17 protein-coding genes are annotated in these 22,664 nt (G+C 62.8%); 10 read left to right on the forward strand and 7 right to left on the reverse strand.

Annotation, left to right across the window (positions count from 1 at the left end; translation table 11 throughout):
• Positions 1-31: 31 nt before the first annotated feature.
• On the forward strand, positions 32-205 hold the full coding sequence (locus K3163_RS08670) for a Flp family type IVb pilin (RefSeq protein ID WP_221553838.1): 174 nt from the start codon (positions 32-34) through the stop codon (positions 203-205).
• Here the strand turns inward: K3163_RS08670 and K3163_RS08675 are convergent, their stop codons facing one another.
• The 4 genes from K3163_RS08675 to proB all read right to left on the reverse strand — a co-directional run bounded on the left by K3163_RS08675 (position 206) and on the right by proB (position 4,056).
• Positions 206-1,207 (reverse strand): TerC family protein, encoded by a 1,002-nt coding sequence (locus K3163_RS08675; protein WP_221553839.1) that lies wholly within the window; start codon positions 1,205-1,207, stop codon positions 206-208.
• Positions 1,201-2,400 carry a Na+/H+ antiporter NhaA gene (gene nhaA, locus K3163_RS08680; protein ID WP_221553840.1) on the reverse strand — a complete coding sequence of 400 codons (1,200 nt, stop codon included), beginning with the start codon at positions 2,398-2,400 and terminating at the stop codon, positions 1,201-1,203. Before nhaA ends, K3163_RS08675 begins: the two co-directional genes overlap by 7 nt.
• Positions 2,401-2,496: 96 nt before the next feature.
• Entirely contained in the window at positions 2,497-2,661 is a 165-nt protein-coding gene (locus tag K3163_RS08685) for a hypothetical protein (RefSeq protein WP_221553841.1), read from the reverse strand.
• A 249-nt stretch (positions 2,662-2,910) separates the two neighbouring features.
• Positions 2,911-4,056 carry a glutamate 5-kinase gene (proB, locus tag K3163_RS08690; protein WP_221553842.1) on the reverse strand — a complete coding sequence of 382 codons (1,146 nt, stop codon included), beginning with the start codon at positions 4,054-4,056 and terminating at the stop codon, positions 2,911-2,913.
• 231 nt (positions 4,057-4,287) lie between these two features.
• Here proB and K3163_RS13700 point away from each other — a divergent pair, with 231 nt between their 5' ends.
• The 3 genes from K3163_RS13700 to K3163_RS08705 all read left to right on the forward strand — a co-directional run bounded on the left by K3163_RS13700 (position 4,288) and on the right by K3163_RS08705 (position 7,787).
• Positions 4,288-5,052, forward strand: coding sequence for a pyrroline-5-carboxylate reductase family protein (locus K3163_RS13700; protein WP_282098450.1), 765 nt, complete (start codon positions 4,288-4,290; stop codon positions 5,050-5,052).
• Positions 5,053-5,095: 43 nt separating this feature from the next.
• The gene (locus K3163_RS08700; protein ID WP_221553843.1) at positions 5,096-6,361 is read left to right on the forward strand and encodes a glutamate-5-semialdehyde dehydrogenase; all 1,266 of its coding nucleotides are present in this window, start codon (positions 5,096-5,098) and stop codon (positions 6,359-6,361) included.
• An 88-nt stretch (positions 6,362-6,449) separates the two neighbouring features.
• Positions 6,450-7,787, forward strand: a complete 1,338-nt coding sequence (locus K3163_RS08705; RefSeq protein ID WP_221553844.1) for a methyl-accepting chemotaxis protein — start codon at positions 6,450-6,452, stop codon at positions 7,785-7,787.
• Between the two features lie 23 nt (positions 7,788-7,810).
• Here K3163_RS08705 and lepA read toward each other — a convergent pair whose 3' ends face one another.
• The 3 genes from lepA to K3163_RS08720 all read right to left on the reverse strand — a co-directional run bounded on the left by lepA (position 7,811) and on the right by K3163_RS08720 (position 14,196).
• Positions 7,811-9,628: a translation elongation factor 4 gene (gene lepA, locus K3163_RS08710; RefSeq protein ID WP_221553845.1), complete on the reverse strand. Its 1,818-nt coding sequence runs from the start codon at positions 9,626-9,628 to the stop codon at positions 7,811-7,813.
• Positions 9,629-9,681: 53 nt separating this feature from the next.
• The gene (locus K3163_RS08715; RefSeq protein WP_247712497.1) at positions 9,682-11,880 is read right to left on the reverse strand and encodes a putative bifunctional diguanylate cyclase/phosphodiesterase; all 2,199 of its coding nucleotides are present in this window, start codon (positions 11,878-11,880) and stop codon (positions 9,682-9,684) included.
• Positions 11,881-11,991: 111 nt separating this feature from the next.
• A complete protein-coding gene (locus K3163_RS08720) occupies positions 11,992-14,196 on the reverse strand; it encodes an EAL domain-containing protein (RefSeq protein ID WP_221553847.1) in 2,205 nt (734 codons plus the stop codon).
• A gap of 197 nt (positions 14,197-14,393) precedes the next feature.
• On the opposite strand from K3163_RS08720, the gene K3163_RS08725 reads away from it, so the two are divergent.
• The 6 genes from K3163_RS08725 (at position 14,394) to K3163_RS08750 (ending at position 22,663) form a co-directional block, all read left to right on the forward strand.
• Positions 14,394-15,701 carry an FAD-dependent oxidoreductase gene (locus K3163_RS08725; RefSeq protein ID WP_221553848.1) on the forward strand — a complete coding sequence of 436 codons (1,308 nt, stop codon included), beginning with the start codon at positions 14,394-14,396 and terminating at the stop codon, positions 15,699-15,701.
• 70 nt (positions 15,702-15,771) lie between these two features.
• On the forward strand, positions 15,772-17,460 hold the full coding sequence (locus tag K3163_RS08730) for a PHA/PHB synthase family protein (RefSeq protein WP_221428270.1): 1,689 nt from the start codon (positions 15,772-15,774) through the stop codon (positions 17,458-17,460).
• A gap of 23 nt (positions 17,461-17,483) precedes the next feature.
• Positions 17,484-18,344: an alpha/beta fold hydrolase gene (locus tag K3163_RS08735; protein ID WP_409996076.1), complete on the forward strand. Its 861-nt coding sequence runs from the start codon at positions 17,484-17,486 to the stop codon at positions 18,342-18,344.
• An 18-nt stretch (positions 18,345-18,362) separates the two neighbouring features.
• Positions 18,363-19,844, forward strand: a complete 1,482-nt coding sequence (locus K3163_RS08740) for an MFS transporter (RefSeq protein ID WP_221553849.1) — start codon at positions 18,363-18,365, stop codon at positions 19,842-19,844.
• Positions 19,845-19,904: 60 nt separating this feature from the next.
• Positions 19,905-21,656, forward strand: coding sequence for an N-acyl-D-amino-acid deacylase family protein (locus K3163_RS08745; RefSeq protein WP_221553850.1), 1,752 nt, complete (start codon positions 19,905-19,907; stop codon positions 21,654-21,656).
• Entirely contained in the window at positions 21,653-22,663 is a 1,011-nt protein-coding gene (locus K3163_RS08750) for a zinc-dependent alcohol dehydrogenase family protein (RefSeq protein ID WP_221553851.1), read from the forward strand. The genes K3163_RS08745 and K3163_RS08750 overlap by 4 nt, the downstream gene beginning before the upstream one ends.
• The last annotated feature ends 1 nt before the right edge of the window (position 22,664 follow it).

Consider the following 22,664-nt stretch of genomic DNA (forward strand, 5'->3'; position numbering starts at 1 on the left):
TCCGCAGAATCATGGACGGGATTTGGCAAAAATGAACGCAATCAAGCGCTTCCTTGAGGACGACAAAGGCGCGACGGCGATCGAATACGGTCTGATCGTTGCGCTCATCGCCGTGACCGCTATCGCGGCCATGCAGACCCTCGGCAACGAATTCGGGGCGACGCTGGACACGGTCAGCACGACCATGTCCACCGCCAACGTCTGATCATTCCTTCACTGCGGGCCAGTCGGCCTCATCTTCCCCTCTGGTTTTCCAGAGCGAATAGAGCACGCCTGCTGCAATCAGCGCGGCAGTCACGCCGAGGCTGATCCAGGCCGGGAACTTCGCCCCGTCCATCAGGAAATCGGCGACGAATATCTTACTGCCGATGAAGACTAGGACCGCTGCGAGCGCATACTTCAGGTAATGGAAGCGGTGCACCATCGCCGCCAGCGCGAAGTAGAGAGCGCGCAGCCCGAGGATCGCAAAGATATTCGAAGTGTAGACAATGAAGGTGTCGGTCGTGATCGCGAAGATCGCCGGCACGCTGTCGACCGCGAAGACGAGGTCGGCGAGGTTGATGACCACAAGCGCGAGGAATAGCGGCGTCGCGGCGCGCACCATGCGGCCGGTCTTCTCGTCCTCCACCTTTACGAAGAACTTCTGGGCATGCAGCTCGGGCGTCACGCGCATGTGGCGCGAGATCCACTTCACGAAGGGATTGTTGCCCACATCCATCGGCTCGTCGCCGGCGAAGAACATCTTGATGCCGGTCACGATCAGGAAGGCCGCGAAGAGGTACAGGACCCAGTATGCCTCTGCGAGGAGTGCCGCGCCCCCTGCGATCATCAGGCCGCGCAGGACGATCACCGCCATGATGCCCCAGAGGAGCGCGCGGTATTGGTACTTCGCAGGAATGGCGAAATAGGTGAAGATCAGGCTGATCACGAAGACGTTGTCGATCGACAGAGCCTTCTCGATGAAGAAGCCGGTGTAATATTGCATTCCCGCGTCCGGTCCGCGCTCGAACCAGACCCACAGGCCGAAGAGCATCGCTACGCCGATGTAGAAGACCGAGAGCTTTAGGCTTTCACGTATCCCGAGCTCGCGGTCTTCCTTGTGCAGGAAGCCGAGATCGAAGGCCGTCAGGACGATGACGATCGTGAGGAAAGCGGCCCAGAACCACACGGGGGTTCCGAGCCAGTCTTGAGCGAGGAATTCTACCATGTCTTGTCGATCTCGTTCTCGGCCTCGCCGGCGGGCAGCGAGATCTTCAGGAGGATGTATCCGGCGATGGCCGCAATCGTGGAACCGGACAGCACGCCGAGCTTAACCGCATCGACCTGTTCGGCAGTGCTGAAGGCCAGGTTTCCGATGAACAGGCTCATGGTGAAACCGATCGCCGCAAGCAGTGAAAGCGCGTGGATCTGGCGCCAGTTCACCTCGTCGGGGAGCTCGGCCAGCCTGGCCTTCACAGCGAGCCAGGCAAATCCGAAGATGCCGAGCTGTTTGCCGATCAGGAGACCCAGAGCGATGCCGAGAGGCAGAGGCTCGAGCAGAGCCGAAGGCTGCAGGCCGACCAGCGTCACGCCGGCATTCGCAAAACCGAAGATCGGGATGACGAGGAACGCCACCCAGGGGTGAAGCGCGTGCTCCATTCGCTCAAGCGGTCCGTGATCGCTCTTCGCGTCCAGCGGGATCGTCAAAGCCGCCGCCACGCCTGCCAGCGTCGCATGGACACCCGATTTCAGTACGAACGCCCACATAAGGATCGCGAGCAGGACGTAGGGAATGGTTGACTGGACCTTGGCCCGCCCGAGGGCCAGCATGAACACGAATACGATGGCGGCGGCACCGAGCATGCCTGTGTCGAGCTCGCCGGAATAGAACAGGGCGATAATCGCGATGGCTCCGATGTCGTCGATCACCGCAATGGCGAGCAGCAACGCCTTGAGCGCCACCGGGACGCGGGGGCCCAGTAGCGAGAGGATGCCAAGCGCAAAGGCGATATCCGTCGCGGCGGGGATGGCCCATCCGCGGATGTTGTCGGGCGAATCCAGGTTGAGGCCGATGAAGACCAGCGCGGGGATAGCCATACCGCCAATCGCTGCGATCAGCGGCAGCGATGCCTTGTTCCAGCTCGATAGCTGGCCCTCGAGAACCTCGCGCTTAACCTCTAGCCCGACGAGGAAAAAGAAGACGGCCATCAGACCGTCGTTGATCCAGAGCAGCAGAGGCTTGTCGATCACGAAGCTGCCGAAAGCGGCAACGACGGGTATGTCGAGAAAGTCGAAATAGCCAGCCGAGAGCGGCGAGTTGGCCACGGCCAACGCCAAGGCTGCTGCAAGTATCAGGACTATGCCGCCGGCGCTTTCCTTCTGGAGGAAATCGCGCAGCATGGGTGTTATCGCTCTGACCATATTCCGGCCCCTGTTCTTCTGACGAAAACGGCACGGCACGAACGCTCACCAAGGGAACGGTGCCGGTTTTCGTGATCTGATCGGTTGTGGCCGCCCTCAGGCAGGTACGACGGTGCGTCCAGTCAACACAGCGAGAGCAGTCTTTGCGCGCGCTTTCAGCGCGGCGAGGCGCAAGACTTCCAGGCCATCGGGCCTTGCCTTGCGCGCCTCGAACCGCAGGCGCTCGTCGATACGCTGGTGGATCTGGGTAAGTCTGTACATCCGGGCCGTCATCGGGACCTCCGCAATCGAAATCGTGGGTTCGATCGGTTAGCCGATGCGGCCGCGGGCTGGGGATTGGGAGGGGAAAGGGGCCCACCAGCTCGCATCGGCTAATCCGATACGGTCCGACATCACGAGTGCCTGGAAAGACACCCGCCAGAGGGGCCCGGTCCGCACAAACTTAAATACGACAGGATCGGTCCGGTTCCAAGAAAAACCGGATTTATTTCGTCGATTTCTGTTAGCGGTTTATCCGACCACGGCCTCGGGAGCATCCCACAGAAGGTGCCGGTTCTCGAGCATGACGAGGTTGTTCGAACGGATAATCTCGCCCCGTGTCTTGTAGCCAAGCAGCTGCTCGGCAGCGGTATCGGGGTTGTGGATCAGCACGCGCAATTCCTCCGAGGTGAAATCGCTGAGCCCCCTCGCCCGCTCGATGCCCTTGCTGTCGTAGACATGCAGCACGTCGCCGCGGGTGAAATCGCCGTCCATCGAAAGGATGTCGCTGCGCGAGATCGGGCGGTCATCCTGCCCGAGTGCATCTGCTGTCTGCTCGCTCACGACGATGCTGCCCGCCATCTGCAGGCGGTTCGCGATCCAGCTGTCCCAGCCTGAAAGCGGATTGGGATTGGGGATGACCTTGGTCGCGCGGCGCTCCCCATTGAGGACGGTCGAAAGCGGACGATCGATCTCGCCCTGGGCAATCCAGGTGGTCACGCCTGCTTCCTGCGCCATGTTTGCAGCCTGGAGCTTGGTTTCCATGCCGCCCGTGCCGAGCGTGCTCTTGCCCTTGGTCGCGTCCATATACTGGTTCACGTCCTCGACTTCGGGCACGAATTGCGCCTCGGGATCGTCGGGATTGCGGTCGTAGAGGCCGTCTACGCCGGTCAGGATGATGAGATCGCTCGCCCCGACCATCTGCGAAACCTTGGCGGCCAGACGGTCATTGTCACCCACCCGGATTTCCTCGGTAGTGATCGTATCGTTCTCGTTGACGATGGGTACGATGCCCGATTCCAGCAGGCGATGAACCGTGTTGCGCGTATTTAGGAAACGGCGATGGTCCTCGAAATCGCCGAGGGTCAGGAGAACCTGCGCGATCTCGAAGCCGAACTCGTGCCCGACCTGCTTATAGGCGTTGAGCAACAGCGGCATTCCGCAAGCGGCAGCTGCCTGCTTGTCGGAAACTCCCGCGCTGTCCGGCGTTTCGCCGATGATACGCAGGCCGAGCGCGACCGAGCCGGAGGAGCAAAGGATTACATTGAAGCCCTGCGAGCGCAGTACGGCGATGTCTTCCAGCAGGCGCTGGAGGAAACCGTAACGCGGCGTCAGCAGGTCCTGGTTCGCAAGAAGCGCCGAACCGATTTTGACAACGATGTTTCGTTTCTGGGTCATATTCCGAATATCTGCATAACTTGAAATTTCTCGCACACAATGTAGATAGGGATTGTGCAGTGCACAACCGCCTTTTCTAAAATATCGAATGCGCAAGTAGAGAACCTTAATTAAATCAGAATAAATCTACGTTTCTCGGATCGATATTTTACATTCAACTAACTTCAAGAATTACATAACGTGTGATTTGCACGGGAATGGATTTCTAACATCATTAATTCAGTTCTTATTATCGGATGCGGAAAAATGGGTTCCGCTTTACTTTCTCAGTGGGTGGCCGGACCCGAATCGGTAACCGTCGTCGACCCGATGGCGAGCGACCTTCCTGAAGGGGTCGCGCTGGTGCCCGACCGCGAGAAAATCGCTTCGCAGCGCTTCGATTGCATCGTTGCAGCGGTGAAGCCGCAGCTCATCGACGAGGTCATGCCCGCGTATCGCGAAAACATCGCGCCGGGTGGCTACATCCTCTCGATCGCGGCGGGCTATTCCGCCGGGCGCCTATCGCGCCTGATGGGCGATGCACCTGTTGTGCGCACCATGCCTAACCTGCCGGCAGCCATCGGCCGCGGAGTGAGCGGTATCTGCCCTGGCCCCCACGCTTCGTCCGATCACCTCGTCCATGCCGAGGCCTTCATGCGCCGCGCCGGTTCGACCATCACCGTCGACAGCGAAGAGAAGCTCGACCGCGTGACGGCTGTCGCAGGTTCGGGCCCCGGATACGTTTTCGAGATCGCCCGCGCTTATGCCGAGGCAGCGATGGCGCAGGGCTTCGACGAGGACGAGGCACGCGACATGGTGCTCGGCACGATGGGCGGCGCGGTCGCCATGGCCAGCGAGCCATCAGCACCCGGTCTCGAGGAATTGCGCAATTCGGTCACCAGCAAGGGGGGCACCACCGCCGCTGGCCTCGATGCGCTCAATTCCGACGATGGCCTTTCCGATCGCCTGCATGCTACATTGCAGGCAGCTTACGACAGGGCGGTCGAGCTGCGCTGACATCACAGCGCCTCCTGCCCCGCAAACGAACAAGAGAGATATCATGAACGACCAGACCCTAGACCCCCAGATCCATATCGCCACGCTCGGCCGGAATGCCCGTAAAGCAGCCAAGGGCCTGCTCTCGGCGAGCACCGAGGCGAAAAACACAGCGCTGCGCGAAGCCGCCAAGGCACTGCGCAACTCGATGGATGAGCTTCTCGCTGCCAATGCCGAAGACGTGAAAAGCGTCGAGGGTAAGAAGCCCGACAGCTTCATCGACCGCCTGAAGCTGACCGAAGACCGGGTCGAAGGCATGGCCGGTGCGCTGGAAGAGATTGCCGAGCTGCCCGACCCTGTCGGCCGCACGCTCGCGACCTTCGAACGCCCCAACGGCCTCAGCATCGAACGCGTCGCCGTCCCCATCGGCGTGATCGGCATGATCTACGAAAGCCGCCCGAATGTCGGTGCAGACGCCAGCGCGCTATGCCTGAAGAGCGGCAATGCCGTGATCCTGCGCGGTGGCAGCGAAAGCCGCCACTCGACTAGGGTCATCGTCGATTGCATGCGCGAAGGCCTCAAGGCAGCAGGCCTGCCCGAAGACGCCGTTCAGACCGTCGGCACCACCAATCGCGATGCTGTGGCAGCGCTGCTCAAGGCCGACGAATTCGTCGACCTCGTCATTCCGCGCGGTGGCCGCGGCCTCGTCGAACTGGTCCGCGACCAGGCGAGCGTCCCCACCCTTCTCCACCTCGACGGCAACTGCCACAGCTACGTCCACGAGGCGGCCGATCTCGACAAGGCAGCCGAGGTCATCCGCAACGCGAAGCTGCGCCGCACCGGCGTATGCGGCGCGACCGAGAGCATCGTCGTCGACCGCGCAGTGGCAAAGGAATTCGTACCCCGTCTCACCGCGATCATGGGCAGCGACTGCGAACTGCGCGGCGATGAAGAAGCCGTCGCTATCGACCGCAGCATCAAGCCTGCAACCGAAGCCGACTGGAACACCGAATATCTCGATCCCATCGCCTCGGTAAAGGTGGTTGGCGGTCTCGACGAAGCCATCGCATGGGTCGACGAGCACAGCTCGCACCACACCGATGCGATCATGACCGAGGATGACGATGCAGCGCGCCGCTTCATGACCTCGATCGACAGCGCGATCGTCATGCGCAACGCCAGTACCCAGTTCGCCGACGGCGGCGAATTCGGCATGGGCGCCGAAATCGGCATCGCGACGGGCAAGATGCACGCACGTGGCCCCGTCGGCCTCGAACAGCTGTGCAGCTTCAAGTACCTCGTCCACGGCACCGGCCAGACGCGTCCCTGAGCCAATTCTCAAACGCCGCGTTAACCATAAGGTAAATAGCTAGGGCTATGGCCTCCCCCGAGATCTATTCCCGGGGGACACAGGCCGCATGGCTGCAAGCAACGGCAAGAACCGCATCGAAGTTAACGGACGCCTCGAGGCGTTCGGCATCGGCGCTGCCGAACAGGACCTGCTGTCGAAGATCGGCAGCGAGATCGTCGGCGAGATCGACTGGATCCTCGAACCGCTGCGCCCGTCACTCGAGAGCATGCGCGACAGCGGCAACCTCTCGGCCGATTGCGACATCGACAAGTCCTGCACCCAGTTCCACGACTGGATGGTCAACCGCCTCACGCAGCCGGTCGACGAGGCCTGGATGAAGGCCGCCGCCTCGCTCGGCAACTGGACGCACGAGAACGCTGCCGTGCCCTACCGCGTCGTCGGCGTGCTCCACCACGTCTTCTCGCGCGCCTCTCAGCTCGCCAGTGCACACGCTTCGGACAAGGAAGACCGTGAGGCGCGTATGCTCGTCCTCGGCGCCGTCGACCGCATCACTGCCGAGCTCATGGTCGCCCGCCTCAACCGGATCACCCGCCGCCTCGAGGAAGCCCGCCGCGCCGAGATCGCCGAGCGGTTCCACAGCACCATTGCCGAACTCGTCGGCGAGACCACCAAGCGCAGCTCGCTCGTCAGCAAGCTCGCCCAGCGCGCCCGCCGCTCGACCACCTCGATGGCGTCCGACGCCGCCGAGATCGCCGCTGCGGCCGAGCAGTCGGCTACCGTCATGGGCAATGCCGCGCGCGAAAGCGGCGACCTCGTCCAGAGCATCGAGAACGTGCGCGGCTCAGTCGGCGCGATCAGCCAGGCGAGCCGCGATGCCGCCGGCCAGGCCCTCCACGCCAGCGAGGTCATCGAGACGCTCGGCAAGGACACCCGCGAGATCGCCAACGTCGTCGACATCATCCGCGAAGTCGCCGACCTCACCCGCATGCTCGCACTGAACGCCACCATCGAGGCCGCCCACGCGGGCGAAGCCGGTGCAGGCTTTGCGGTCGTCGCCGAGGAGGTGAAGGCCCTCGCCCGCCAGACCGAGAACGCCACCGACGAGATCGTCCGCCGCATCGCCGAGATCCGCTCCTCGGGCGACCGCACGGTCGAGGCCAACCGCTCGATCAGCGATCACATCGGCGCCGTCAGCAACTCCAGCGAAGCCTTCGAGCGCACCATGCAGGAGCAGACCGGCCAGGTGACCAGCATCGCCAGCATGATCGACGAGACCGCGATGACCGCCAGCTCCATGGCCGAGACCATCGCCGGCGTCAGCACCGCCGCGCAGGACGTCGACAAGCAGTGCAGCCGCGTCGAGGACATGTTCGCGCTGATCACCGACCAGCTGGGCGAACTCGAAACCGCCGTCGGCGAGTTCCTGAACGACATCGCCGCTTAGCTAGGTACTGATGACGAGGAGCCCTACTCCTCTCCCATCCGCAGCGCAGCAATAAACGCCTCCTGAGGAATGCTCACGTTTCCGTACTCGCGCATCCTTGCCTTGCCCTTCTTCTGCTTCTCGAGCAGCTTTTTCTTACGCGTGATGTCGCCGCCGTAGCATTTGGCGGTGACGTCCTTGCGCAGGGCGGCGATGGTTTCGCGGGCGATGATCTTGCCGCCGATCGCGGCCTGGATCGGGATCTTGAACAGGTGGCGCGGGATGAGGTCTTTCAGGCGCTCGCACATGCCGCGGCCGCGCTCTTCCGCCACGGAGCGGTGGACGATCAGCGATAGCGCGTCGACCGGCTCGTTGTTGACGAGGATGTTCATCTTCACGAGGTCGCCTTCGCGCAGGCCGATCTGCTCGTAATCGAAGCTGGCATAGCCGCGGCTGATGCTCTTCAGGCGGTCGTAGAAGTCGAACACCACCTCGTTCAGCGGCAGCTCGTAGGTCACCTGCGCGCGGCCGCCGACATAGGTGAGGTCGGTCTGGATGCCGCGGCGGTCCTGGCACAGCTTGAGGATCGCGCCGAGATATTCGTCGGGCGTGTAGATCACCGCCTTGATCCACGGCTCTTCCACCACGTCGATACGGTTCACGTCCGGCCAGTCGGCGGGGTTGTGGATGTCGACCACGGCGGCGTCCTCGTTCTTCGTGCGGGCGAGGTGCACGCGGTAGACCACGGACGGGGCCGTGGTGATGAGGTCGAGGTCGTATTCGCGGCTGAGGCGTTCCTGGATGATCTCGAGGTGCAGCAGGCCGAGGAAGCCGGCACGGAAGCCGAAGCCCAGCGCGGCGGAGCTTTCCATCTCGTAGCTGAAGCTCGCATCGTTGAGGCGCAGCTTGCCGATGCTTTCGCGCAGTTTCTCGAAATCGGCGGCGTCGACCGGGAAGAGGCCGCAGAAGACCACGGGCTGGACTTCCTTGTAGCCCGCCAGCGCCTTCTCTGCCCCGCCCTTTACCGTGGTGATCGTGTCACCGACGCGGGCCTGTTCGACTTCCTTGATCTGCGCGGTGATGAAGCCGATCTCGCCCGGGCCGATCTCGGGCAGGTCCACGCGCTTCGGGGTGAAGGCGCCCACGCGGTCGATCAGGTGCTGCGTGCCGCCCTGCATGAACTTGACGTTGAGGCCCTTCTTGATGACCCCGTCGATCACGCGCACGAGGATGACGACGCCGAGGTAGGGGTCGTACCAGCTGTCGACGAGCATGGCCTTGAGCGGTGCGTCACGGTCGCCCTTGGGCGGCGGGATGCGGGCGACCAGCGCCTCGAGCGTATCTTCGATGCCGATGCCGGACTTGGCGCTGGTGAGGACGGCGTCCGATGCGTCGAGGCCGATGATGTCCTCGATCTCCGCCTTGACCTTGTCGGGCTCTGCGGCGGGCAGGTCGATCTTGTTGATGACGGGCACGATCTCGTGGTCGTGCTCGATCGACTGGTAGACGTTGGCGAGGGTCTGCGCTTCCACGCCCTGCGCGGCGTCGACCACCAGCAGCGCGCCTTCGCAAGCGGCGAGGCTGCGCGAGACTTCATAGGCGAAGTCGACGTGGCCGGGCGTGTCCATGAGGTTGAGCTCATAGGTGTCGCCGTCGCGCGCGGTGTAGTTGAGGCGCACGGTCTGCGCCTTGATGGTGATCCCGCGCTCTTTCTCGATGTCCATGTTGTCGAGCACCTGCTCGGACATCTCGCGCTCGGTCAGGCCGCCGCAATGCTGGATCAACCGGTCGGCAAGTGTGGACTTGCCGTGGTCGATATGGGCGATAATCGAAAAGTTACGGATCTTGGAAAGGTCGGTCATTGCGCTGCGCCTTTAGCCGCAGTGCAAGGGCCTGTCAGCAGCAAAGCGAGCGCTTAGATGCCTTCCTGCGGTCCGCCGCCTTGTTTGGGCGCGTTTGCCGACAGCTTGAACTGGGCGAAGGTGCCCGGCGCGGCCTCGGGCGCCTGGCTGTATTTGCCGGGCGGAAGCGCCGTGAGCGGAGCTCCGGCAGCTGCAAGTGCATAGGGGCTGACACGATGACGGGTGCAAAGGCCCCCTGCCCCGTCGTCGACCAGTTCCTGTTCGAATTCAACGCCCTGCGTATCGTCCATCGAGCGGCGCACGGTACACACGGCAAGCTGGCCCTGGCCGAAGTCGAGGACGAACTGCGTGCCGACAGGCACATCTTCGAGACCCTGGATCATTGCACCCGAGCGCGACATGTTGCGCAGGGTCACGTCGTAATAGTGATCCTCGTGGATCAGGCCGATCTTGCGGAACACGGTGCGGCGGCTGGCGCGCTGAGATCCCTGGTCGGTCGGCTCGAGCACCCATTCGCCCTGTGCGATTTCCTCGAGCACGCGTTCGGCATTCACGGCTTCGCAGAAGACGAAGCCCTGGACGTGGCTGACGCCGATCTTCTTGAGTTCGTCCATCAGCTTCATGGCGTGAACGCCGCTGGCAACGGTTTCCATGCCCATCGCGCCTGCGAGCGCGACGACGGCCTGCACCAGTTCCATGTCGCCAAGTTCGTTGCCCATCATGGGCTCGAAGAAATTCGCCCCGATCTTGAGCGAATTGAATGGCGCACGGCGGAGGTAGGAAAGCGAGGACAGGCCCGTGCCGAACTGGTCGAGCGTCAGGCGTACACCGAGCTTGAACAGCGCGCCGAGCGCCCCGTCGACCCTGCTCGCTTCACCGAGCAGGACGGATTCGTTGAGTTCTAGATCGAGACGCGCGGGATCGAGCCCGGTCTCCTCGAGCACCGATGCGACCATCTCGACGAAGCCGTTGGCCTCGAACTGGACGGGCGAGATGTTGATCGAAAGCCGCAGGCTCTCCGGCCAGTCCTTGGCCGCCTCGCAGGCCTTGCGCAGGGCCCATTCGCCGATCGGGACGATCAGGCGGCTGCCCTCTGCCACCGGCAGGAAGGTTTCCTGGGCGACCCTGCCGCGCTCCTCGTCTTCCCAGCAATACTGGGCTTCGAGGGCGACGACCTTGTTGCTGCCGAGATCGACGCAAGGCTGGTATTCGAGCGTGAAGTTGCCAGCATCGATCGCCTGCGCAAGGTCATCTTCCATGCGCTTGCGAAGATTGGCTTCATGTTCCAGGTCGGCGGCATAGAAGCGGAACTGGCCGCGGCCACCGTTCTTCGAGGCATAGAGCGCGAGGTCGGCTGCGCGGGTCAGCTCTTCGCGCTCGACCCCGTCATAGGGCGCGATCGCGATACCGACCGAACAACCGATCGAGCAGCGACCTTCTTCGACAGAATAAGGCTGCGAGATGATCTGGATGATCTTCTTGGCCATTTCGCCAAGCTCGCCGCGGTCATCCATGTCGGGGACTAGGATCTGGAACTCGTCTCCGCCCAGGCGCCCGATTTCGCCGCGGCTCGAGATGACGCCGTTGAGGCGCTCTGCGACCTGCTGCAGCAGCTGGTCGCCGGCCGCATGGCCGAGCGTGTCGTTGACCTGCTTGAACCGGTCGAGGTCGAGCATCAGCAGCGCGGCTGCGCGCTTGGCGCTGCGGAAAGCGTGGAGCGTGGAATCGATCCGCTGCTCCATGCGGTGACGGTTGGCGAGGCCGGTCAGGGAATCGAACTTGGCGAGGCGGCTTGCCTCCTCTTCGCTGCGGTATTCCTCGGTGATGTCGGTCGCGGTACCGCGGAACCCGATGAATTCGCCGGAACGGTCATGGAGCGGCCGTCCGGAGAGGCGCAGCACTAGATCGGCATCCGGATCACCCGTCTCGACGGTCAGGCCGGCAAAGCTCTTGCGGGTCCCGAGCTTGAGGCCGAGCGAACGGGCATCGCCATCACCGGCCGCAGGATCGAAGACATGTTGCAGCGGGAGTTCGAAGGCCTTGGCAGCCTTGCGCCCCATCCGCTCGTATATGGCGTTGCTGAGATAGGTCAGCACACCCTTGGAATCGGTGGCCCAGAAACAGGCGGCGCCGGTGCTTTCAAGCTGTTCGACGATGGCGAGCTTTTCAGAGGCAGAGAACTCGGGAGGCGCGGGTACACCCCGGTCGCCGCCAGACCCTTTCTTGCCCTTGAAAAATTCTGTGAAGGGCATGGCGCCCATATCAGTCAGACCTCGTCAAACCCGTTTTGGTTCATTCGGCCTAGCGAGAAATGGTTAGTATTGACCTAACGCGGCCAGGAAAAAGCGCTGCAATCGAGGCGATTATCCGCCGCTGACTTCCACTTCGGCAAACTGCGGAATGGACGATGTCGCGACGGCCCCCGGTCCCTTCAGAGCGCCATAGGCATCCGACGGAAGAGCGGCCAGCGGACGCCCGGCGGCCTCGATGGCGTAAGGCGACACGCGGTGGCGCGTACAGAAACCGTCGGCGCCGTCGCTGATGAGCGGCGTTTCGAATTCGAGACCCAGGACATGGCCCTTGGAGCGGCGCACCTTCGCCACTGCCAGTTGCCCGTCGCCCAGATCGAGCACGAAATCGGTTCCGACCGGCACATCCAGCAGGCCTTCGATCTTCGCACCGGTCTTGGAGATATTGCGCAGCACGACCTTGTAGCGATGATCGTCGTGAATCGCGCCGATCCGGCGGAAAACGCTCCGGCGTTCCGAGCGTGAATGCTCCGGACCACGCGGTTCATAGACGAGATCGCCGGTCCCCAGCTTCTCCATCGTTTGCTCGTGCGTGATCGGACGCGAGAAAAGATAGCCCTGGATATGCGTTGCGCCGCGCGCCGACACGAGCTTGAGCTCGTCCTTCGTCTCCACGCCTTCGCAGACGGTCTCCATGCCGAGCGCATCGGCAAGGCCGACGATGGCGCTCATGATCGCAGCATTGTTGTTGTCGGGTTCGGTCGCGCCGCGCACGAAGCTCTGGTCGATCTTGATCTTGTCGAACGGCGCGTGCTGCAGATAGCTGAGCGAGGAATAGCCGGTCCCGAAATCGTCGAGTGCCAGCCGCACGCCGAGCTTCTTGAGCGCGAGGAAGGTTTTCTGCGTCTGCTCGGCATCGCCGATGAAGACGCTTTCGGTGATTTCAAGTTCGAGGCGCGCGGGATCGAGCTGGCTGGTTTGAAGAGCGCTCTTGACTATGTCGACGAAGTTCTCCTGCACGAACTGCGTCGCCGAGACATTCACCGCCACGCGCAGCTCCACCGGCCAATGGACGGCATGCTCGCACACCTTGCGCAGGGCCCATTCGCCGATCTCGTTGATGATCCCGAGGTCTTCCGCGACCGCGACGAACTCCTCGGGAGACACGAAGCCCCGCTGGGGATGCTCCCAGCGTATTAGGGACTCGAAAACGGCGACCTTGTAGGTGTCCGACTTGACGATCGGCTGGTAATGCATGCTCAGCTCGTCATTGACGAGCGCATCGCGCAGGTCTTCCTCGAGCATACGGCGCAATGCGGCGCCTTCTTTTAGGTCACTCGAGTAGAAGCGGTATTGCCCTCGCCCGCCACCTTTCGCAGCATAGAGTGCAAGGTCCGCCGCTTTGACCAGTTCGTCCGCGTCGAGGCCGTCGTAGGGAGCAATCGCGATGCCGAGCGAGACGCCGATGATCGCTCGCGAACCGTTGATCGAGTAGGGTTGGCCGACCATCTGGATCACGCGTGCTGCAAGGTCGCCCAGCTCTCCGCGATCGTCGATATCGGACAGGATGATCTGGAACTCGTCGCCGCCGAGCCGTCCGATCTCGCCGCGATCCCCCACGATGCGCTCGAGCCTCGCGGCGACCTGCTTTAGCAGTTCGTCACCCGCCGGATGGCCGAGCGTGTCGTTGACCTGCTTGAACCGGTCGAGGTCGAGCATCATCAGCGCGCAGACGCGTTTCGAGCTGCGGAATGCGGTGAGCTTGGCGCTCAGCACCTTGTTCATGCGGTGCCGGTTGGAAAGGCCGGTCAGCGAATCGTACTGGGCCAGCCGTTCGGCATCGCGCTGCGATTCACGGGTAATCGTGATGTCCTTCGCGCTGCCGCGATAGCCGATGAAGCGCTGCTTGGAATCGAACTGCGGCTTGCCGGCCAGTTCCCACCAGGCGACCTTCTTGGCGCAGGCGAGCTGAACCTCGATCTGCGCAATCGAGTTACGCGCGCTCAGATAGAACGCCAGCGGACGTTCACTGGAAGCCAGCTGCCCGTCCGGGTTCTGGCTGCAGGGTATGAAGAGGTCGGTCAGCGGCTTGCCGATGGTTTCGTTGGGGTCGAGGCCGAAGCGTTCCATCGCGTTTTCGGAAAGGTAGATGAGCCGACCGTGCGCGTCGGTGGCCCAGAACCATCCAAGGCCTGCATTTTCGAAGCTGTCGAGAAGTTCTACGCGCCGCGCGAAATCCTTCGGGGTAATGGGCACGACCGGTGCGGCTGCGTCACCATTATGACCCCGCTTGGCCTTTATGGAAAAGAAGCCGCCCATCCCAGTTCAACTCACCCTGCTTGCAACCCTTTTGTTCTTTATGAGGCGGTCCTGAAACACGCCGCAAATCCGCATAGTCAGTATTCCTTACCAAACGCATAACCATGCAGAGTAAGCAGGACAGCGGCGCTGCGCGCTTGCCTCCGGACTGCAGTCGCTTCATGAAGGGTGAAATTGACCGGGGGGAGAGACCGTCAATGCGTCACATCGCTATCGTGGGTTCGGGTCCGGCGGGATATTACACCGCCGAAGCGGCGGGCAAGCAATGGGGCGATGATGTCAGTGTCGACGTGTTCGATACACTGCCCGTCCCCTATGGACTGATCCGCACCGGCGTCGCCCCCGACCACCAGTCGATCAAGAAAGTCTCTCTGCGTTACGAGAAGACCGCACTGAGCGAGAATGTCCGCTTCGTCGGCAACGTCCACGTCGGCAGGGACGTATCTGTCACCGAATTGCAGGAATTCTACGATGCGGTGATCTTTGCCACCGGCGCGCCGCATGACCGCAAGCTCGGCCTCGAAGGCGAAGATCTCGGCAACGTCTTCGGCAGCGCTGCATTCGTGGGCTGGTACAATGGCCACCCCCAGTTCGCCTCGCTCGATCCGGATTTCTCCGGCAAGCACGCGGTGGTGGTAGGCATGGGCAATGTCGCGCTGGACGTGGCGCGGATCATGTCGAAGACCGAGGCCGAACTCGAGGGCTCCGACATTGTCGCGCATGCGCTCGAGGCGCTGAAGACCTCGAACCTCGAGACAGTCACCATTCTCGGCCGCCGCGGGCCGCACCAGATCATGATGACGCCCAAGGAACTGGGCGAGCTGATGCGGCTCGACCGGGCAAGCCCCTATGTCGACAAGTCCGACCTTCCGCCGGAAGATGACGATGCGATCCTCGAGCCGGGGCTGCGCAAGTCGGTGACCCTGCTCCGTGACTTCGCCGCCATCCCCGAGAACATCCATGGCGAAACCCCGATCACGATCGAGTTCGACTTCTTCGCCAACCCGAAGGCCTTCCTCGGCGAGAACGGGAAGGTTCGCAGCGTCGAGGTCGAGCGGACCACTATCGAAAAAGGCCGCGCGGTCGGTACGAGGGAAACCTACGAGGTACCGGCAGACGTGGTCATCACCTGCATCGGCTACCGCTCCTCGCCCATCGAAGGCGTGCCATTCGACGAGCGCGCCGGACGCTTCGCCAATGACGAGGGGCGCATCCTGCCGGGCCTCTACGCCGTCGGCTGGGCCAAGCGCGGTCCGACCGGCACCATCGGTACCAACCGGCCCGACGGCTACGGCGTCATCGAGCTGGTCTCAGAGGACATCGGCATGGGCTCGCGCAAGCGCGGGCGCGACGGTTTCGATGATCTTGCCGCCGAACGCGGGCTGGATATCGTGACCTTCCGCGACTGGCAGAAGATCGAAGAGGCCGAGGCTGCCGCGGCACGCGATGGCTCGCCAAGAGAGAAATTCGTCGATATCGAAAGCATGATCGCCGCAAGAAACTGACACGGAACGGCTGGGTCGCACCGCCCGTTGATTTGAAACAAGACTGATCGAACAAGGACAAGCCTGCCAAATGCCCAAGCTCGAAGACGAAGCCGCCCAGCATACCAGCGCCCTTGGACCTCTCATCGGCCTGACGCGCGAAGACATTTTCGGCGCAGTTGCCGTCATGCTGCGCGAAACGGCCTCCGATCCGCAGCGCCTGATGAAACACAGCCAGGCGATGGGCGAGGACATGATCAAGATCATGACCGGCAAGAGCGATCTTGCTCCCGACCCGAAGGACCGCCGCTTCCAGGACCCGACCTGGCAGTACAACCCCTTCATGCGTGCCGGCATGCAGTATTACCTTGCGGTACAGAAGGGCGCATCGCGCTGGCTCGAAGATCTCGAGCTGGACGAGCTTGAAAAGGACCGCGCCCGGTTCATCTCCAACATCATCATCGACAGCCTCGCGCCGACCAATACGCTCGTCGGCAATCCCAGCGCGCAGAAGATGGCCATCACCAGCGGGGGCCTCTCCCTCGTGAAGGGTCTCAAGAACGCCTATGACGACATGGTCAACAACAAGGGCATGGTCAGCCAGGTCGACAAGAAGCCCTTCAAGCTGGGCGAGAACATCGCGACCTCGAAGGGCGATGTCGTCCTGCGCACGGAAATGATGGAACTGGTGCACTACGCACCCACGACCGACGAGGTCTACGAGATCCCGCAGCTCACCATCCCGCCGCAGATCAACAAGATGTACATCAACGACCTCAGCCCCGAAAAATCGGTGGTGAAGTACCAGGTCGACAACGGCATCCAGACCTTCGTCATCAGCTGGAAGAACCCCAGCAAGGACCAAGGCCACTGGGATATGGCCGACTATGTCCGCTCCTGCCGCGAGGCGATGGAGGCGGTCAGCAAGATCACCGGCAGCAAGAAGGTCAATGTCTCGGCCGGTTGCTCGGGCGGCCAGACCGCATCGATGCTAGCCAGCAAGATGGCGGCAGACGAGGACGACCTCCTCGGCGCGCTCACGCTGATGGTCTGCGTGCTGCACCCCAAACAGAACGATATCGAGGCAGGTTCGCTGGTGAGCGAGAACGGGCTCGAACTGGCCCGCCGCCGCGCTTCAAAGAAGGGTGTCATCAAGGGTGACGATCTTGCCCGAGGGTTCGCATGGCTGCGCCCGAACGACCTGATCTGGAATTACGTCATCAACAACTACCTGCTCGGACAGGATCCGCCGGCCTTCGACGTGCTGTTCTGGAATGCGGACGCCACCAACCTGTCGGGCGCGCTGATGGGCGACTTCCTGACCGTGTTCGAAACGCTCGCCTTCACCAAGCAGGGCGAGGTCGAGATGGTCGACCACAAGATCGACCTGTCGAAGGTGACCAGCGACCTCTTCATCCTGGGCGGCGTGACCGACCACATCACACCGTGGAAGGCGACCTATCGCTCCACCCGCCTCTTCGGTTCGAAGGACATCACTTACGTCCTGTCGCATTCCGGGCACATGCAGGCGATTCTGAACCCTCCGGGTAATCCCAAGGCAAAGTATTACATCCAGAAGGACGCGAAAAAGAAGCTGCCCGAGACCGCCGACCAGTGGCTCGAGGGCACGGAAGAGGTCGCGGGCTCCTGGTGGCCTTACTGGATGAACTGGGTGCAGGAACGCTCGGGCGACAAGAAGAAGGCACCGGCGAAAACGGGGAACAAGGCCTATCCGCCTCTGGACCCGGCGCCCGGAAAATACGTTATGGAACCCTGCTAAAAGCCATTCGGGACGAAACACGCGTGAACGCAAAGACCAGCAACGAAATGACCGCCACGATCGAAATGATGGACGTTGGCGGTCGGACGCTCCGCGTGGCCCACTGGCGGCTTGACGAGCCCAGCGACCACCCGCCGCTGCTGTTCTTCAACGGCATTGGCGCGAATATCGAAGCGGTTGCACCGCTGGCCGAAATGCTGACCGAGCGCGGTTTCGTGATGTTCGACATGCCCGGCACCGGTGAAAGCCCCGATCCGACGATCCCTTACAACCCCTTCACCATGAGCTGGACGGCGACGCAGATCCTCGACCACCTCGGGCTCGAAGAAGTCGACGTCATGGGCGTCAGCTGGGGCGGCGCGATGGCGCAGCACTATGCGCTTCAGCATCCGGGCCGCACCCGCCGCCTGGTGCTCGTCGCCACAACGGCAGGCATGCTGATGGTGCCGGGCAATCCGGCCGCGCTGACCAAGATGGCGAACCCGCGCCGCTACATCGACCCCAAGTTCATGAACGAGCACTTCCAGACGCTCTATGGCGGCGTCGACAAGGACGGTGCGGCACACCAGAAGGACGACCATATCGGCCGGCTCAAGCCGCCCTCCCCGCGCGGCTATTTCTACCAGCTCATCGCCATGCTCGGCTGGACAAGCCTTCCCGCCCTTCCCTTCATGAACAAGGAAGTGCTGATCATGATGGGCGACGACGACCAGATCGTCCCGCTCGTCAACGGCAAGATCCTGAATACCGCGATCCGCAATTCGAGGCTCGAGGTGATCGAAGGCGGCGGACACCTGTTCCTGCTGACCCATGCCGACGAAAGCGTGGCGACCCTGCGCAAGTTCCTCGATGCTCCCGATGGCGAGGACCGTGCAGCAGCCTGATCACGGCATAAGCGGCTGATGGAAAGCGCCGCCCCCGACCCGCTCGTCCGTCCGCTGGCGGCGCGCGAAACGCGGGGTAATGGCGGCGCGCTGGGCAAGACGGGGTTTGCCTGGGCGGTCTTCGAATGGGCCCGCAATCCCTATTACATCCTGATCGTCATCTACATCTTCGCGCCCTATTTCGCGCGCGACATCATCGGGGCCGACCTGCTCGCGAGCGGAGAACTCGACGGACTGGCGGCAGACGAAGCGCAGGCCGCGGCCAATGCACGGGGTCAGGCGACCATCGCCTCGGTAACCAAATGGGCAGGCTTCATAGCTGCACTTACCGCGCCGTTCCTCGGCGCAGCACTGGACCGGGGCGGCAGGCTTAAGCCGATCCTCGCCATCTTCCTCGGCGCGATCACGATCTGCTCAGCGCTGCTGTGGTTCGCCATGCCCGGAGGACAGGGTCTGTCGGTGCCCGTGATCATGGTGCTGCTGGTGATCGCCTATGTCAGCTACACCTATTCCGAGGTGACCCATAACGCGATGCTGAGCGTTGCGGGCGAACCGCGGCGACTGGCGATGATCTCGGGCCTTGGCCTTGGCCTCGGCAACCTTGCCGCATCGCTCATCTTCATCGCCATTGCGCTGCTCTTCGTGCTCCCCGCGCTTGTCGGTTGGCCCTTCGCCGAAGCGCAGTTCGGCGTCGACCTCACCAAGTTCGAACATGCACGGTTGGCAGGACCGGTCTGTGCCGCATGGCTGGCCGGTTTCTCGATACCCTTCTTCCTCAATGCGAAAGACCCGGGAACGCCCGGTGCGAGCTGGCCCAAGGCATTCCGCGAAGGCGCAAAGAGCGTTATCCGCACGGTGCGCGAGGCGGCGCATTACCGCGAGCTCATGAAGTTCCTCTTGGCCCGCATGTTCTATGCCGACGGAATGGCAGCCCTGCTGGCGCTCGGCGCGGTATATGTCGCGCTGTTCCTCGAATGGAATTTCCTCGAAATGCTCTGCTATGCGATCTTCGCGAGCGTCTGTGCATTCGGGGGCGGCATCTTCGGCGGCTGGCTGGAAGAGAAGGTCGGCGTGAAGCGCGCGCTCGCGCTCGAGATCCTGGCCATGATCGTCACCGGCCTCGTGCAGCTCTCAATCACGCAGGAGAGCCTCTTCCTCGGCCTCGTCCCGAATTTCGAGGTCTGGGACGGTCTCGTGTTCTCCACCATGTCCGACCTCGCCTACCTCGGCCTCATCAGCATTATCGCGGTCACCGCAACCGCCAGCATCTCCTCCAGCCGCACCATGCTGGTAGCGCTCGCCCCCGAAGGCCGGAGCGGCGAATTCTTCGGGCTCTATGCGATTGCCGGTACGATCACCGTCTGGATGGGACCACTGCTGGTCGAACAATTCACGCTGTGGTCGGGCGACCAGCGGATCGGCATGCTTTCGATCAACCTGCTCTTCCTCGTCGGCGTCGCAACCCTGCTGACCGTGCGAATGACAAGCCGTCCCGAATAGTCCGCGCTGGACTCATAGGTTGCAATGTGGAACCTTCTCTTCCGAGAGAGGAGCCACACCATGCCAGCATACGACCTGATCATCAGAGGCGGGACCATCGTCGACGGGACCGGAGAAGACCGCTTCACCGGAGATGTCGCCGTCAAGGACGGACTGATCGCCGCAGTGGGCGAGATTTCGGGCGATGCGGCAGAGGAAATCGACGCCTCCGGCCTGCTGGTGACGCCCGGCTTCGTCGACATCCACACGCATTACGACGGACAGGCAACCTGGGACCAGGAAATGGCCCCCAGCAGCTGGCACGGCGTGACCACGGTGGTGATGGGCAATTGCGGCGTGGGGTTCGCGCCCGCCAAGCCCGACAAGCACGAATGGCTGATCGGCCTGATGGAAGGGGTCGAAGACATTCCCGGCACCGCGCTCGCCGAGGGCATGAGCTGGGACTGGGAGACCTTTCCCGAATATCTCGACGCCCTCGAAAAGCTGCCGCGTACGGTCGATGTCGGCACCCACGTCCCGCACGGTTCGGTGCGCGCCTATGTGCTCGGAGACCGTGAACGGCCCGGCGCAGTTCCGACCGACGAGGACATCAGGCAGATGTCGGCCATCGTCGAAGAAGGCGTGCGGGCTGGCGCATTGGGCTTCTCGACCTCGCGCACGGTCCTCCACCGCGATGTCGACGGTGAAGTCGTGCCGGGAACCACGGCGACCAAGGAAGAGCTCATCGAGATCGGCCGCGCAATGGGCCGCGCGGGCCATGGCGTGTTCGAGATGGCCAGCGACATGAAGCGCGAATGGGACGAGTTCGGATGGATGGGCGCGCTTAGCCGCGAGACCGGCCTGCCCTGCACCTATGCCGCGCTCCAATCGATCGCCAAGGAAATGCCGCTCGACGAGCAGATTTCCTCGATGCGCGCGGAAAATGACAATGGCGCGAACATCGTCGCCCAGATCGCGCTGCGCGGAAACGGCATCGTCATGGCATGGCGCGGCACGGTCCATCCCTTCCGCCTCAAGCCGAGCTGGCAGGAGATCGAAAACCTTCCCTGGGAAGAGCAGAAGGCAAAGCTGTTCGATCCCGAATTCAAGGCAAAGCTGCTGGCCGAGGAACATGATTTCTCCGAGGTCAATCAGGACATCATCGGCCTGATCATGGTCGTGTGCGGCGGCTGGAACATGCAGTTCGAGATGGACCCCGACTTCAACTACGAACCGACCGCCGAAGAGAGCATTCTCGAACGCGCGAAGGCGGCTGGCGTATCGGGCGATGAATATGCCTACGACCTGCTCTGCAGCGACGATGGCAAGGGCTTCATCTACCTCCCGATCCTCAACTACGCCGATGGCAATCTGGACTTCCTGATGGATCTCCAACAGTCGGACGACACGGTGAACTCGCTGTCGGACGGCGGTGCGCATTGCGGCACGATCTGCGATGCGGCCTCGCCCACCTTCATGCTCCAGCACTGGGTGCGCGACCGTTCGCGTGGCACCATCAGCCTCGAAAACGCGATCAAGCGCCAGTGCAGCGACACAGCGCGGCTCTACGGCCTCGAGGATCGCGGCGTGCTCGCGCCCGGCTTCCTCGCAGATATCAACATCATCGACATGGAGCGCCTGAAGCTGGGCAAGCCCTGGCTCGCCTTCGATCTTCCGGCAGGGGGCAAGCGCCTGCTGCAGAAGGCGGAAGGCTATGTCGCCACGATCAAGAACGGCACCGTTACCTTCCGCGAGGGTGACTGGACGGGCGAGACCCCGGGCGGCCTCATCCGCGGTCCGCAGCGCGCCGAGCTGGCCGAGGCGGCCGAATGAAGGCAATCCGCACCGGCGCGACGCCCTCCACGCTCGAAGCCCTTGCCTTTGTCGATGTCGACGATGCCCCCGCACCCGCTGCGGGCGAAATCACGGTCGACCTGAAGGCCAGCTCGCTCAACTATCACGACTATGCGGTCGTGAAGGGCATGATCCCGGCTGCCGAAGGCCGCATTCCCATGTCCGACGGCGCTGGCGTGGTTACGGCGGTGGGCGACGGGGTGACCGAGTTCGCCGTAGGCGACCACGTCGTCAGCACCTTCTTCCCCGACTGGCTCGACGGTCAGCCGCCGCAGACTGCTTTCACCCGCGTACCGGGTGACGGGATCGACGGTTATGCGCGCGAGGCGATCACTGCTCCGACGCACTGGTTCACCCGCGCTCCAACCGGTTTCAGCCATGCCGAGGCGGCGACGCTGACCTGTGCCGGCCTCACCGCATGGCGCGCTCTGTTCGTCGACTACACGCTCAAGCCCGGCGACACGGTGCTGGTGCAAGGCACGGGCGGCGTGTCGATCTTCGCGCTGCAGTTCGCCAAGGCGGCGGGTGCGACGGTGATCGCCACCAGCTCGTCCGACGAGAAGCTGGAACGCGTGAAGGCGCTCGGGGCCGATCATCTGATCAATTACAAGGAAGTCGAATCCTGGGGTCCGAAGGCCCTCGAAATCACCGGCGGCCGCGGAGTCGACTGCGTGGTCGAAATCGGCGGCGCGGGAACGCTCGATCAGTCGATGCTGGCGACCCGTGTCGGCGGGCACGTGGCGCTGATCGGCGTACTGGCGGGCTTTGCAGGCCCGGTACAGACCGCGCTACTGTTCTCAAAAAACCTTACGGTTCAAGGCCTTACGGTCGGAAGTCGCAAGATGCAGCAGGACATGATCGCCGCGATAGAGGCGAATGGAATCCGTCCGGAAATCAGCGATACCTTCGCGCTCGAGAACCTCGCCGATGCCTTCCGCCACCAGGAAAGCGGCGGTCACTTCGGCAAGATCGCTATCGAGATTTAGA

Origin of the sequence: Qipengyuania xiapuensis (genome assembly GCF_019711395.1) — a bacterium.
Lineage (GTDB): Bacteria > Pseudomonadota > Alphaproteobacteria > Sphingomonadales > Sphingomonadaceae > Qipengyuania > Qipengyuania xiapuensis.